The organism is Sandaracinus amylolyticus (assembly GCF_021631985.1).
Lineage (GTDB): Bacteria > Myxococcota_A > Polyangia > Polyangiales > Sandaracinaceae > Sandaracinus > Sandaracinus amylolyticus_A.
The window spans coordinates 6399088-6412509 of the sequence record NZ_CP070225.1; the positions used below are offsets into that span (position 1 = coordinate 6399088).

The following is a 13422-nucleotide window of genomic DNA, read 5'->3' on the forward strand; positions in this document are numbered from 1 at the left end:
GCAGGCTCGCGAGCGGTTCTTTGCCGCAACGCCCGTTTTTGCGTAGTAGTCCGCCGGATGCAGCGCTGCCCTCACTGCGAGACCGACCTCCCGCAGCCGAACCCCGCGATCTGCCCGTCCTGCGGTGAGTCGCTCGGCGAGCCTCCGCGCGCTGCCGCTGTCACGGTGGCAAGGGGCGAGGCACCGGTGCCGGAGCGCGTGATCTTCGAGGGCCACCCTGCTCTCGTGCCCGGCGTGCTCGAGGCGCTCTTCGCCGTGCTCACGCTCGGGCTCGGGCTCGTGTGGCTCTGGGTCCGCTCGCGCGGCACGCACTACAAGCTCACGACGAGCCGCGTGGTGATCGAGTCGGGGATGCTGAACAAGAAGATCGAGCAGATCGATCTCTATCGCGTCGACGACTACGCGGTCGATCTACCGCTCGGCCAGCGCCTGCTCGGCACCGGGAACCTCACGCTCGCGACCACCGATCGCAGCGCGAAGGGCGAGGTCCGGCTGGCGCACCTGCGCACCGACGTGCGCGCGCTCTACGAGCAGCTCCGCGCTGCGACCGAGGCCGACAAGGCGCGTCGCGGCGTGCGGCGCTTCGATTCCGTTTGAGAGGGCACGATGCAGATTTTGCGGGTTCGCGGACTGACCGCCGCGAAGGGTTCGATTCCGATGATGGCCGCGCTGGTGATCGCACACGCGCTGGTCGCGTGTGGTGGCGCGAGGCCGATCCAGGACGATGATGCGGTCGCGGCGGACGAGGAGGGCGGAGGACGTCGCGCGCGGCGCGCGCCCCGCGCCGGCGAGCGTGCCGACGAGGAGGAGGAGGAGGCCGAGCCGTCGTCCGGCGACGAGGGCGGCGACGAGGAGCCGATCGCCGAGGGCGAGGTCGACTTCCCGCTCGGCGAGCGTGTGGTGATCCCGGGCACCGGCGTGAGCGTGGAGCCGCCGCGTGGCACCGAGCGCTCGGCGTCGGGCTCGACGCTCGTGCACCCGCGCCGTCGATTGCAGATCGTGATCGCCGCGGCCGAGGGTGATCTCTCGGTGCACCAGCAGTTCCGCAGCGGTCTGCGCGCGTCGGCCGAGGAGCTCGAGAGCGAGGAGATCCAGCTGAACGGCGTGCCCGCGACGCTGGTCGTGGATCGCATGGAGCAGGGCCAGACCGAGCTCGAGCGCGTGTGGGTCGTCGCGCGTCAGGGCACGCGCAGCGTCGCGGTGATGGGGCTCTACGCGGCGAGCCGCAGCGAGCAGATGCGCGCGTACCTGCGCACGAGCGTGCTGACGACGCAGATCGATCCGGCGGTGGCGATCGATCCCGAGGCGGCGCTCGGATACCGCATCGATCCCGGCACCGGGCTGCAGCTCGTGCGCGCGGCGAGCACGAACGTGACGTACTCGACGGACGGCCAGCCGCCGCCGGGCGTGGGTCAGCCGATGATGCTGCTGATGCCGCTGCCGATCGACGTGCCGGCGACGGAGCGCACCGAGCTCTGCCCGCAGATCCTCGGCCAGCTCGTGCAGCTCTCGGGCGGCCCCGACCTGCAGCAAGGAACGATCGAGGGCGGCGAGCTCTCGGGATGCGATCGCTCGGTGACGACGACCGAAGAGCCGCGCCTCGCGACGTACACCGCGCTGGTGTTCCGCGGCGACGCGGCGTTCATGATCCTCGGCAGCACCGAGGCGAGCGGCGCCACGCGCTGGCTCCCGCGCTTCCGCGCCGCGGCGCGCACCCTGACGCCCGTCGCACGCTGAGGAGCGCAGGAGCTCCGCCGAGGGCAGCGGAGTCTTTCCGCTGAGGAGAGCGGGACGGGCAGGAGGGAGAGCACGATGTCTCTCTTCCGACTGCCCGCCTCACGAGAAGTCGGTTCTCCAATCGGATGGAATTTCCGAAGCGCTCGGCTCTTGGTTCCTGCTGCGCTCGCTGCTCTCTTCGGAGGAGAGGTTTCCGAGGAGAGCAGGAGGGTTAGGAAGACCACGGCAATGCGCCCGCAGTCGTCACGACGCACCCGCAGTGCGTCGCCGTCGATTCGTCGTCCCTACCCGCCAATTTCCTGAGTCCGAGCTCGATGAAGAGCCAGTGGGTCGACCAGAAGACCCATCCACGTGGTCTTCCTTCTCCTCCTGCTCTCCTCAAAGATCTCGTCGTCCGGGCCTATCTCGCCCAACAGGTCCACCAGAAGACCCCCTACGTGGTCTTCTTTCTCCCTCTTGCTCTCCTCAGCGGAAGCTCCGTTCTTTTGGAATTTCCTGAGCGGAGTGAGGCTCACCCGAGCGCCAGCTTGATCTCGCTCGCGAGCGCTTCGAGCTCTCGCGCGTGGCGCATCAGGTCGCGCGGATCGCTGTCCCGCGCGACCGCGCGCACGTGCTCCGCGATCTCGCGCGCCTTCGTGATCGCGGTCGGCGCGATCGTGATGCGCGCGATGCGTCGCTCGGCCTCGGGCAGCACGCGATCGATCTCCGCGAGCGCGACCTCGAGGCCCTGGCGCGCGCGCTCGTGCTCCTCGAGGCGGCGGCGCTCGGCCATGTACGACTGCGCCTCGTGCATCATCCGCGCGATCTCCGCGTCGTCGAGGCCGGTCTGCGCGACGACCTCGATCGCCTGCGCCTCGCCGCTCTCCACGTCCATCGCCGCGACGCGGAAGATGCCGTCCTCGTCGATCTCGAACTCGACCTCGATCTCGACCTCGCCCGCCGGCGCGCGGCGCAGCCCGGTCAGCGCGAACTGCGCGAGGAAGTCGTTCTCGCGCGCGATCTCGCTCTCGCCCTGCAGCACGACGATCTTCACGACCTGCTGATCGTCGCGGCTGGTCGCGAACACGCTCGTCGTGCGCGTCGGCACCGTCGTGTTCGCGGGCACCAGCACGTCGTAGCGCCCACCCGCGACCATGATGCCGAGCGAGTGCGCGGTGACGTCGCGCAGCGGCATCGTGCCGCCCGGGAACACGCCGCTCTGGGCCTCGCCCTGGATCGAGAACGCAGTGATCGCCGCGCCGAGCGCGACGACCTCGTCGGGGTGCACGCCGCGACAGGGCTCGCGCTCGAAGAACTCGGTGACCGCGCGCTGGATCGCGGGCATGCGCGTCATGCCGCCGACGAGGATCACCTCGTCGACGTCGTTCACGCGGATCTCGGCGAGCCGCAGCGCGCGCTCGCAGATCTGCAGGCTGCGCGTGACGAGATCCCCGGTCATGCGCTCGAGCTGCGCGCGCGCGAGGCGGGTGTCGAGGTGGAACGCGCCCTCGGGGCCGTTCGCGAGGAAGGGCAGCTGGATCTCGGCCTCGTGCGTCTCGCTGAGCTCGCACTTCGCCTTCTGCGCGGCCTCGCGCAGGCGCTGCAGCGCCGTGGGATCGTCGCGCAGGACGATGCCGTGGCGCTTCTCGATGCTCGCGAGCAGCCACGCGAGCACGCGATGATCGAAGTCCTCGCCGCCGAGGTACGAGTCGCCGGTCGTCGCGATCACGTCGAAGCCGACGGTGGGATCGACGCGCACGATCGAGACGTCGAAGGTGCCGCCGCCCATGTCGTAGACGACGATCGTCTTGCGCTCCTCGCGCTCGAACCCGTACGCGATGGCCGCCGCGGTGGGCTCGTTGAGGATGCGGACGACCTCGAGCCCCGCGATGCGCCCGGCATCGCGCACCGCCTGGCGCTGGGTGTCGTTGAAGTACGCGGGCACCGTCACGACCGCGCGATCCACCACGTCGCCGAGCCGCTCCTCCGCGACGATCCGCATCTCGTGGAGCAGCATCGCGGAGAGCTCGGGCACCGAGTACGAGCGCCCGCGCAGCTCGATGCGCGCGTCGCCGTTCGGACCTTCGACGATGCGGAACGCGCTGTGGTCGATCGCGTGCCGCACCTGCGGCGAGTCGTAGGGACGACCGATCAGGCGCTTGGCCGCGTGCACGGTGTGCTCGGGGTTCATCACCGCCTGGCGCGCCGCGAGCTGTCCGACGAGGCGACGCCCGTCCTCGGTCACCGCGATGACCGAGGGTGTCGTCTTGTATCCCGCACGATTCTGCAGCGCTCTCGGACGGAATCCGTCGACGGCTGCGACACAGCAATTCGTCGTGCCGAGGTCGATACCGACGACGCGGGGCATCGCGCGAACATGCCCGTGTACCGAGACACTGTCGACAGCGGTGGCGGCGGATGTGTGAGGTTCACCGCCCGTGCGGCGCACGAAATCTCACGCGAGCTGCGCGTACCAGCCGGCGAGCATCGCGATCTGCGCGATCAGCAGCGGTGCGTACAGCGCGCTGCCGGACCACGAGAGCGGCTCGCGGGTGAGCGAGGGCACGAGGGTCCAGCCGAGCACGTGCAGCGGCAGCAGGTACGCGGTGACGATGTTCCAGTCACCGTAGAGCCCGAAGTCGAAGCTCCAGAAGATCACGACCGAGAGCGCGCCCGACGCGGCCGCGAGCAGGAAGAGCGCGCGTCGCACGCCGAACGCGTCGGTGCGCGCGCCGACGCGGCCGGGGATCCACGCGAGCGCGAGGAAGGGTGCCGCGAGCGCGCCCATCGCCCACGCGTTCGCGAGCTCGATGCGATGCAGGCGCGAGAGCAGCGCGTAGTAGATCGTGATCGACGGCGGGTGCAGCGGATCGAACTCGAGCGGCAGGAACCGTCGCGCATCGCCGCCGCCCTCGATGTTGCCGAGATCACCGCGCGCGTAGTGCGGCAGCACCGCGGACGCGAGCCACGGCACGAGCGTCAGCGCGAGCACGAGGATCCAGCTCGTCGACGCGCGCAGGCCCCGCCCCGGGCGCAGGTGCAGGAAGAGCACGCTCGGCAGGAGCGACACGCACGCGGCGTGCGACGCGAGCGCGATGCCGAGCGCGGAGTGCGCGACGATCTCGCTGGGCAGGATCGCTTCGCCGCTCGCGCGCGAGACACGAACGCCCGCCGCGAGATAGACCGCGATCGCGGTGAACGCGACGCACGTCGTCTCCACGTACCCGAGGAGCTGCACCACGCCGCCGGTGGTCGCGATGCCCAGCGCGATCACGACGCGCTCGGGGTGCGATCGCCCGAGCGTGCGCCCGAGATCGATCGCCGAAGCGAGGAAGAGCCCCGCGCACACGAACGTGACGAGCTCGATCGCGTCGCGCATCTCGACGGCGCCGTGCTGCAGCTTCTCGAGCAGCCGGTGCATGCCGACGAAGAGATCGGCGGTGAGCGCCTCCGCCGCGAAGCCGCCGCGACGCGTCGCGAGATGCCCAGCGAGCGCGGGCCCGTCGCCGAAGAGCGCGTTGCGCGCGGGATCGACCTGCAGCCACCACGCGCCCAGCGCGCCGATCGCGATCGCGCCGATCGACACCGCCGCGGTGCGGCGTGGGGCGCGCGCGACGTCGCCCACCGGCGCGCGACGGATCGCGAGCACCGCGAGGGCCGCGGCTGCCAGCGCGAGGACGAGCGGTGCGTAGCGCGCGACGCTCGACCAACCGCGCATGCCCGCGAGCGACCACAGGCGATCGAATGGCACGTGCGTGAAGTGCGTGATCGCGACCTCGACCACACCGCGCTCGTCGGTGAGCGTCGTGTCGCGAACGCCGGACAGCCACGCGATGACGCCCGCGGCCGCGACGCCCGAGAGCACGAGCGCGACGCGCGTGGCGATCGCCGCGAGCCCGATCCTGCGCGCGGAGCTCACTGTGCGAGCGAGGCGTTGCCCGCGCCGGACGCGCGGATGCTCGAGCCGAACGAGCCCGCGACGCGCAGCTGGAACGCACCGTCGGGCGCGCGGTACGCGCGCACGTCGGGCGCCATGTCGACCATCGTGAAGATCGCGCGGGTGCGATCGTTGCGCTCGCGATAGGGCGGCTTGATCTCGAAGCGCAGGATCACGTCGACGTTCGACATGCGGAGCGGCCGGAGCAGGCGCACCGTGCCGGCGCCGCGCAGCTCGAGGTCGTCGCTCGACGAGGTGAGCTGCTGCACGCGACCCACGCCGCGCTCGATCTGCATGCGCAGGTTGAGGTCGCCCGCGTTGAGCTGCTCGACCGTGATGCCGGTGCCGCGCATGCCCGGGATCTCGAGGCGCGCGCGACCATCGCCGACGCTGAGCCCCGCGATGGTCAAGGTGACTTGACCTTCGGTGTTCGCGGCCTCGTCGGCGATCGTCACGTCGACGTCGCCGCTCAACGTGCCGGCGATCGGCAGCTGCACGTAGCGGCGCAGCGGCCCGATGCGCTGCAGCGCGACGTCGACGAGGTGGGCCTGCACCTGCGTGCTCGTCTCGCCGTCGGAGAATCGGCCCTCGATCGTGCCGCCGCCGCCGAGCTCCGCGTAGAAGCCCACCGACGTGGTGCCGCCGAGCAGATCCAGGAGGCCGACGCGCGCCGTCACCGTCGTCAGCGAGAGCGCGGTCGGACGCTCGCCTTCTTCCTCGGCGGGCAGCGTCAGGCTCACGCCGGTGAGCTCCACGCCCGTGATCCACGACGGCGAGAGACCGACGATCTCGAGATCGGCGCCGGGCATCGCGCGCTCGACCTCGTCCTCGATCCGATCGCGCACGCGGTCGTACGGGAACGTGCAGTACGCGAACGTGACGAAGCAGAAGAGGAACCAGAGCGGATAGAGCACGAACCGGCGGAGGTTCGTCTTCGCGCGCTCACTGAGGTTGAAGGGCAGGTTCACGTCGATCCTCGGATCACGGAGGAGAAGGAGGTCCCGCGCGCACGGCGCCGCCGGGGCCCACCGGGCGCACCGCCGTCGGTCGATCGCCGCCGCCCGCGCCCGCGTCGCGATCACCGCCGCTGCGATCGAAGGTGATGACGCCGAGCTCCAGGTTGTAGTGATCGCCTTCCTGGAAGTGGTCGATGTGCACGCGCTCGATCGCGATCGGGTACGGCGCGCTCTCGAGATCGGTCATCAGTCGGACCGCCTGGCGCAGCGTCGTGCCGGGGAAGCTCGCGCGCACGTGGCGCTTGCGGAAGCGTCCTTCCTGCACCTCGGGCTGGTTCGTCACCGACGCGATCTGCATCTCGCGCGCGCTCGAGCGGCCCTCGAGGAACGTGCCGAGCTCGGGCGCGCGCTGCGCGTAGCGGGCCTCCGCGGCGTTGCGCTCGGCCTCGCGCTGCGCGAGGCGATCCTCGGCGCGATCGATGTCCGAGAGCACGCTCGCGATCTGCTCGTTCTGCTCCTCGAGCTCGCCGATCGCGCTCGAGAGCAGATAGACCGGCAGCATGATCACGCTCGCCGCGCCCACGGCGCCGAGGATGCGCACGAGGCGCTTCTCGCGATCGGTGAGCGCTTCCCACTGCGCTCGCAGCGCTTCGAACCGATTCATTGCTCGCCCTCCCCGCCGCGCGAGCGGCCGCCGCGGCCGCGCTTGGTGGGACCGCCGCCCGCGGGCTCTTCACCGGGGCACAAGATGTCCGCCTCGACGCGATAGAGACGCCGATCGTTCGGCGCCTGGGTGAGCGGCCCGAGCTCGAGCTCTCGGAAGCACTCCACCTGACCGAGCGCCTGCGCGATGCGATCGCGATCCTCGATCGAGCGCACGATGCCCGCGAGCTCGAAGTGACCGCCGCTGCGATCGTCGCCGAGATCGATGTGCAGCCGCTGCACGTCGTGCGTGATGTCGCTGGGGATCGCGCCCGAGATCGCGGCGAGCGCGTCGTACGCGGTGAAGCGCGGCATCGGATCGCTGCGCGCGCCGCCGCCCTCGAGGAGCGTGCGCGCGCGCGTCGTGCTGCGCGTCTCCTCGCCCAGTCGATCGCGGGTGACCTGCGCGAGCTGTCCCTCGAGCGCCTCGCGCCGCGAGTCGAGCACCGACCAGCGCGCGTACGTCGAGAAGAGGAACGCGCACACGATCGCCGCGGCGCACGCCGCGAAGAGCGGCGCGTGCTGCCGGATGACGCCGGTGGTGCGGCGCGCGACGAACTCGCCCTTGCGCAGGTCGAGCCGCTTCGTGCGACCGAGCCCGCGTGCCGCGAGCGCCAGAGCGAGCGCGTAACGAGCGCGCACCACGGGATCGATCCCGCTCGGCACCGGCTGGGTGTCGGGCACCTGGAGCAGCTCGACCGGCTGGCCGAGCACGTCGCCGATCCAGCGCGGCACGCGCTCGTCGTGCACGCGATGACCGGACACGTGGATCGCGACCGGGGCCTCGCCGCCCTGCATGCGCCACGCGGCGAACGTCTGGCGCAGCTCGCGCGCGAGGCGCTCGGCGGCCGAGCCCGAGAACGCGGTGTCCATCGCGGGGCTCGTCGCGAACGACGCATCGCCCGCGTCGTCGACGCCCGCGGAGATGGTGCGCGCGAGCGCGGTCGTGCCCTTGCGCAGGATGCACACGTCGGTGCGGCGCGCGCCGAGGTGCACGATCACGTGCGGCCCTTCGGTCGCGAGCGCGGGCATCACCTGCGCGAGGCCGTCGAGCGCGGCCGCGCCCACCGCGAGCTCCACCGGATCGGCGCGCCACGCCGCGAGCTGATCGAGGTACCCGCGCACGCGCGACTTGGGCACCGCGACGACGAGCACGTGCAGCTTCGCGTTCTCGACCTCGATCGTCTGGTAGTCGAGCAGCGTCTCGCTCGCGTCGAAGGGCACGAGCGCTTCCATCTCGATCGGGAGCAGCTCGTCGATCTTCTTCGCGACCGCGGCGGGCAGCTCGATGCGGCGCATCGACGCTTCTTCGCCGGGCAGCGCCGCGACGATCGAAGGACGCGGCGGGCTCATGCGGCGCACGAGCTCCTCGAGCGCGACGCGGATCGGATCGGGCGGCTCGACCGGCGCTTCGGGCTCGCTCGGCGGCGGCGGCGCGGGCTCGGTGCCCGGGAACGCTTCGGGGCGGTCCGAACCAGCAAACACCGTGGGCACCGGCGCGAGCATCGGCGCCGCAGCGACCGGCTCCGGCGGGCTCGGCGCGAGGATCGGCACCTCTTCGAAGCGCGCGATCTGCTTGTTGCGCAGCGACGTGCGAATGAGAACGCCGCGTACTGCGTCGGGCGCGATCTCGATGCCCAACAGGTTCGCCATCAGTCCACCCGGTAGTAGTAGAAGATGCCGAGCCCCGGCATCGTGCCCGCGTTGGGCGGCGGCGGGGTCCAGCGATCGTGGAAGTTCATGACGGTGCGCACGCGGACCGTCGCGCGACCGACGGTGCCGGTCGACTGGATCGTGAGGATGCGTGCCGCGGTGACGAACGCGGCCTCGACCTGCGTCCCCTGCTGCTGCGACATCGTGACGGGACGGAACAGGATCGGGTTGTCGGTCCCGAGGAAGCCCGCGAGCATCGGATAGAGATCGCGCTCACCGCCGCGTCCCTCGAGGAACGAGCGGAAGTCGCGCGGATGCGTGAACCACGGGATCGGCGCGATCATCCGCAGCGTGCGCATGATCTGGATGAATTTGCTCGCCTCGAGCGGGTCGGTGCAGAGCGGCTGATCGGTGAGGATCGAGCAGACGCGCGCGATCAGCACCTCGGGCGTCGCCTCGTTCGGGTTCACCGCGCCCGAGCCGTAGATCGTGATCGCGCGCGTGTTCGGATCGTCGGGATCGGGCTCGACGAACGTCGCCCAGAAGTCGTCGCCGACGCCGCGGATCAGGCGGATCTCCTCGATCGAGTCGAAGGCTGCGTTCTTCGCCTGATAGGGGTCGTCGAACATGCGGTAGACGTCGTCCTCGGCGCCGCCGCTGGCCACGGTGCTGGCGCCGGGATCGAACGTCGTTCGCTCGCCGTCGTAGTCCCACCAGTCGATCAGCGCGCTCACGACGTCGAGGCGCGACGTGTACTGCCCGTCCGCATCGCGCTGCTCGAAGAGCGGATCGAACGGTGAAGGGGACTGATAGCCGCCCATCAGCGCGAACATCTGCATCGCGACGCCGGTGCGCGCGCGATCACCGTCGAAGTTCAGCGGGTCGCTGACGTTGAGCTTCGCGTTCTCCGCGAGCGCGATGATCTCGCAGGTGCCGCCGGTGTCGCCGAGGCCCTCGCTCGTCGCGAAGTCGACGCCGACGGTGTTGATCATCCCCGACTCCTGCATCCCCTCGTAGTCGCAGAACGGACGGAGGATCCCGTTCGCGTACGACCACACCGGGATCATCGGCGGGCCACGGCCGGTGAGCAGCTGGTAGATCGGCGCGACGGTCGCGCGGATCGCGGGCTCCTGCGACACGAGCAGGCGCGTGAGGTTGAGCCCGCTCTTCGCCATGTACTCGGCGCGGAGCTGATCGCGCTCGGTCGTCGCGACGACGTACGACGCGGTCGTGCTCTCGTGCATGTCGGCGAGCATCACCGCGAGGATCGCGACCGCGGTCATCGCGATCACGAGCGCGAGCCCGCGCTCGCGCAGGCTCCGCTCGCTCTTCCGATCACGGCCACAGAGCCGGCCGCGACGCTCGCGATCCTTGCTGTCGCCCGAGCCGCGGAAGGGCCCGATGCCGTGCGCCCGCGCAGTCACGGGTTGTACACCGCGTGGTTGAGGGCCCAGTTGATCGGGATCACCGCGCGCGTCGTGTACGTCTCGGTCCGGCGCGGATCGATCACGCCCGGCACGACGAGCTGCACGCGCACCTGCGTCGGCAGGCGGTTCGCCTGGGTGCCGGTCGGCGTCGCGTCCCACGAGTCGACCCACTCGAGCGTGAGCCCGTCGAGGTACTCGAGGGTGAACTCGCGCACGTCCTCGACCATGATCGTGAGGTCGCCGCCCTCTTCGGGGTTCGCGTCGATGCGGCGCTGCTCGCGGCGCACGAGCGCGGTCTGATCGCGATGCTCGGGATGGCGCGCGAGGAAGTAGCTGAGCTCGTTCTGATCCGACTCGTGCGCGTCGCGATAGAGCCGGCGGTGCGAGAACGACGTGAAGTCGATGCGGCTGCCGCGTCCCTGGCGATAGCCGTGGAACGTCGTGAGCATCGACTGCATCGACGGGTTCGGATTGACGTGCACCGAGACGTACGCCTGCGAGAGCTCGCGGACGATGCGCTCCATCGCCACGCGCACGACGTGCGCGCGATCGGCCTGCTCCTCGACGCGCGACTTGTTGCGCATCGTCTGGGAGAAGCCGCCGTACACGACGGTCGTGATGATCGCGAGGATGGTCACCGCGACCATCGCCTCGATCAGCGTCATGCCGCGGGTGCGCAGGCGAGCGCGGCTCACAGCCCACCTCCGCTGCGGCCCGGAGGCGGCGTGCCCGGAGGCGGCGTGCCCGGAGGCGGCGTGCCGTTGATGAGCTGATCGGCAGCCTGCTGCGTGACCGCGGCCGGCGGCTGCTCGGCGACGAGGTACTGCACCACGTCGAACGAGCGCTCCTCCTCGCCCTCGTGCCAGCGCACCGTCACGCGCGCGCGCCGCACCTGCTCCTCGATCTGCGGCTTGAGCACCGGGAACGCGTACTGGAGCGCCATCTCGGAGACCATGTCGCCGCCGCCGCCCATCATCGCGCCCGACATGATCGACGTGACGTCGGGCATCTGCGGGGCGCCGCCCTCGGCACCCTCCGCGCCCTCCGCCGCCGCGCCGAGCCCCTCCGCGAGCTCTTCGTCGGTCGTCGACGCCTGATCGGGCAGCACGATGCGCGAGATCTCCCACTCGCACTCGAAGCCCTCGACCTCGCCGTCCTCGCAGCACGCGTCGTCGCCCGTCGCGCTCACCGCGGGCAGGCCCTCGCGCTGCATCTGCTCCTCGATCTCCGCCATCTTGCAGCGGGCGAGCAGCGTCGCGGTGGTCGTGAAGCGCGCGCGCGACGCGACCCGGATCGCGCCCGCTTCGCTCGCGAAGATCGCGGTCAGCGCGATCGCGAGGATCGCGACCGCGACCATCACCTCGAGCAGCGTGAAGCCGCCGATTGCCTTCGACGTGGAGCGGCGCATCAGTCGCGCACCTCGCTGGTGCCCTGATCGAGAAGCTCGTCGGGCTCCCACGCGTGATCGCGCACCCGCGTTCGCCCGGTGAGCGGGTGGATCTCGACCGAGAACACACGATCGCCGCCGTCGCTCAGCCAGATCACCGCGTGCTCGGTCTGGCCGCCCGGGAAGAAGTAGATCGATCCGCGTCCGTCCTCGCGCGGGTCGGGCTCGTGCGGCGTGATCAGCCGCTCGATCGTGATCCCGTCACCGAGCGGGCGCGCCTGGTAGCGACGCCCTTCGATCGGCGAGAACGGCGACGCGCCGAACGAGGGGCGCAGCGTGCTCTCGATGCGCGCCTGCGCCGCGGCCCACGGATCGACGCCCGAGATGTCGTCGCCGCTGCCGTCCTCCGCGATCTCCGCGCGGCGCTCGTCGTTCGCGCGCGCGAGCGTCACGCGGCCGTGCGCCTCCTCGAAGCCCATCGTCTCCTGCTCGAGGTCGAACACGAGACGCACCGTCGTGCCGCGCGCGATGCTGCGGTTGTACGCGTAGCGCGCGCCCGCGGTGATCTTCATGCACGCCGATCGGAGCTGCGTGCGCTCGAGCGCGCCGAGGCCGTAGCCGAGACCGGTCGCCGCGAGCGCGATGATGATCACGACGATCATCATCTCGATGAGCGTCATGCCCTCTCGCGCCCTGCGCGCCCGCTCGCGACGGTCCCGCCGCATCGCCCGCTCCGATCATCCGCGCGCTCACTGCGGGCGGATGTCGTCCTCCGTGCCCATCTGACCGTCGGCGCCGGCGCTCACGACGTAGATGTCGTCGCCCTCGCACTCGATCACGAAGTCGTGATCCCACGCGTCGGTCGTGCGGCGCGAGCGATCGAGCACGCCCGCCTCGGTGAGGTCCGCGACCGTCGGGCAGTCCGCGCCCGGCTCCTGGCCGAGATAGAGCACCGCAGCCGACTGCACCTGCTGCGCGTCGGAGCGCGTCGCGTCCTCGCGCGCGCGGCGCAGCTGCGGCAGCACCGCGACACCGACCGCCGTGGCGATCAGCGCCATGATGATGACGACGATCATGATCTCGACGAGCGTCATGCCCGAGCGACGGCGACGACGACGCGCGCGCTGGGTGATCTCCTTCTGGTTCTGCTGCTCCATCTCGGCCTCTCGCATGTGCTTCGTGAAATCGGCTTCGTGAATGACGTTCACTCTTCGGTCACTGGATGTTGTCGTCGTCGAGGAAGCTCCCGCTCGGCCCCGCCGACACGACGTCCACGTCCCCGTCGTCGTAGCGTCCCGGACAGCGCACCCAGAGCGGATGTCCCCACGCGTCGAGGGGCTCCTCGCGCAGGTAGTGCACGCCCGAGCGCGCGGGGTGCACGAGCTCGCGCATCGTGTGCGGGCAGCGCCCCATGTCCTCGCGGAACTGCGCGAGGGCGCGGCGCGTCTCCGCGATCACCGCGCGGGTGCGACGCACCTTCTCGCGCGCCTCGACGCTCTGCCAGATCGCGAAGCCCACCGCGATCACCATCAGCGCGGCCAGCACGCGACGCCACTGCCCGCCCGCGATCAGCTCGCGCAGCCGCGATCCCTGCCGTTCCCAGGGAAGCGCGACGCTGGAGGTGCGAGGACGGCGGGCCATGCA

The 13422-nt window shown here is 70.9% G+C and carries 14 protein-coding genes; 2 read left to right on the top strand and 12 right to left on the bottom strand.

The genetic code is table 11. The features are described 5' to 3' along the window. Positions 1–165 precede the first annotated feature (165 nt). The gene (locus tag I5071_RS27110) at positions 166–597 is read left to right on the top strand and encodes a PH domain-containing protein (RefSeq protein ID WP_236515757.1); all 432 of its coding nucleotides are present in this window, start codon (positions 166–168) and stop codon (positions 595–597) included. Between the two features lie 60 nt (positions 598–657). Continuing rightward, complete coding sequence (locus I5071_RS27115) at positions 658–1737, top strand: hypothetical protein (RefSeq protein WP_236515758.1); 1080 nt, start codon at positions 658–660, stop codon at positions 1735–1737. 284 nt (positions 1738–2021) lie between these two features. On the opposite strand, the gene I5071_RS27120 is transcribed toward I5071_RS27115, so the two are convergent. From I5071_RS27120 to I5071_RS27175, 12 genes are all read right to left on the bottom strand, one after another. Continuing rightward, the gene (locus I5071_RS27120) at positions 2022–2252 is read right to left on the bottom strand and encodes a hypothetical protein (RefSeq protein ID WP_236515759.1); all 231 of its coding nucleotides are present in this window, start codon (positions 2250–2252) and stop codon (positions 2022–2024) included. After that, on the bottom strand, positions 2249–4084 hold the full coding sequence (gene dnaK, locus I5071_RS27125; protein ID WP_236515760.1) for a molecular chaperone DnaK: 1836 nt from the start codon (positions 4082–4084) through the stop codon (positions 2249–2251). The genes I5071_RS27120 and dnaK overlap by 4 nt, the downstream gene beginning before the upstream one ends. 87 nt (positions 4085–4171) lie before the next feature. Then, positions 4172–5635 carry a hypothetical protein gene (locus I5071_RS27130; protein ID WP_236515761.1) on the bottom strand — a complete coding sequence of 488 codons (1464 nt, stop codon included), beginning with the start codon at positions 5633–5635 and terminating at the stop codon, positions 4172–4174. Beyond that, positions 5632–6621 carry a type II secretion system protein GspN gene (gene gspN, locus I5071_RS27135; RefSeq protein ID WP_236515763.1) on the bottom strand — a complete coding sequence of 330 codons (990 nt, stop codon included), beginning with the start codon at positions 6619–6621 and terminating at the stop codon, positions 5632–5634. Before gspN ends, I5071_RS27130 begins: the two co-directional genes overlap by 4 nt. Positions 6622–6634: 13 nt before the next feature. Further along, positions 6635–7273 carry a type II secretion system protein M gene (locus I5071_RS27140; protein WP_236515764.1) on the bottom strand — a complete coding sequence of 213 codons (639 nt, stop codon included), beginning with the start codon at positions 7271–7273 and terminating at the stop codon, positions 6635–6637. After that, on the bottom strand, positions 7270–8964 hold the full coding sequence (pilM, locus tag I5071_RS27145) for a type IV pilus biogenesis protein PilM (protein ID WP_236515765.1): 1695 nt from the start codon (positions 8962–8964) through the stop codon (positions 7270–7272). Before pilM ends, I5071_RS27140 begins: the two co-directional genes overlap by 4 nt. Beyond that, the gene (locus tag I5071_RS27150; RefSeq protein WP_236515768.1) at positions 8964–10388 is read right to left on the bottom strand and encodes a general secretion pathway protein GspK; all 1425 of its coding nucleotides are present in this window, start codon (positions 10386–10388) and stop codon (positions 8964–8966) included. The genes pilM and I5071_RS27150 overlap by 1 nt, the downstream gene beginning before the upstream one ends. After that, complete coding sequence (locus tag I5071_RS27155) at positions 10385–11086, bottom strand: type II secretion system protein GspJ (RefSeq protein WP_236515769.1); 702 nt, start codon at positions 11084–11086, stop codon at positions 10385–10387. The genes I5071_RS27150 and I5071_RS27155 overlap by 4 nt, the downstream gene beginning before the upstream one ends. Next, positions 11083–11799, bottom strand: coding sequence for a type IV pilus modification PilV family protein (locus I5071_RS27160; RefSeq protein WP_236515770.1), 717 nt, complete (start codon positions 11797–11799; stop codon positions 11083–11085). Before I5071_RS27160 ends, I5071_RS27155 begins: the two co-directional genes overlap by 4 nt. Then, positions 11799–12503, bottom strand: coding sequence for a pilus assembly FimT family protein (locus tag I5071_RS27165; RefSeq protein WP_268921149.1), 705 nt, complete (start codon positions 12501–12503; stop codon positions 11799–11801). Before I5071_RS27165 ends, I5071_RS27160 begins: the two co-directional genes overlap by 1 nt. A 24-nt stretch (positions 12504–12527) precedes the next feature. Continuing rightward, positions 12528–12935 (bottom strand): type II secretion system protein, encoded by a 408-nt coding sequence (locus I5071_RS27170; protein WP_236515772.1) that lies wholly within the window; start codon positions 12933–12935, stop codon positions 12528–12530. A 58-nt stretch (positions 12936–12993) separates the two neighbouring features. Then, positions 12994–13419, bottom strand: a complete 426-nt coding sequence (locus tag I5071_RS27175; RefSeq protein ID WP_236515773.1) for a type II secretion system protein GspG — start codon at positions 13417–13419, stop codon at positions 12994–12996. Between the last annotated feature and the right edge of the window lie 3 nt (positions 13420–13422).

Excerpts from the sequence above, each read along its gene's own strand:
- dnaK (WP_236515760.1), bottom strand. The coding sequence starts at position 4,084 with ATGCCCCGCGTCGTCGGTATCGACCTCGGCACGACGAATTGCTGTGTC.
- I5071_RS27160 (WP_236515770.1), bottom strand. The coding sequence starts at position 11,799 with ATGCGCCGCTCCACGTCGAAGGCAATCGGCGGCTTCACGCTGCTCGAG.
- I5071_RS27140 (WP_236515764.1), bottom strand. The coding sequence starts at position 7,273 with ATGAATCGGTTCGAAGCGCTGCGAGCGCAGTGGGAAGCGCTCACCGAT.
- I5071_RS27175 (WP_236515773.1), bottom strand. The coding sequence starts at position 13,419 with ATGGCCCGCCGTCCTCGCACCTCCAGCGTCGCGCTTCCCTGGGAACGG.
- I5071_RS27115 (WP_236515758.1), top strand. The coding sequence starts at position 658 with ATGATGGCCGCGCTGGTGATCGCACACGCGCTGGTCGCGTGTGGTGGC.
- I5071_RS27170 (WP_236515772.1), bottom strand. The coding sequence starts at position 12,935 with ATGGAGCAGCAGAACCAGAAGGAGATCACCCAGCGCGCGCGTCGTCGT.
- pilM (WP_236515765.1), bottom strand. The coding sequence starts at position 8,964 with ATGGCGAACCTGTTGGGCATCGAGATCGCGCCCGACGCAGTACGCGGC.
- I5071_RS27165 (WP_268921149.1), bottom strand. The coding sequence starts at position 12,503 with ATGCGGCGGGACCGTCGCGAGCGGGCGCGCAGGGCGCGAGAGGGCATG.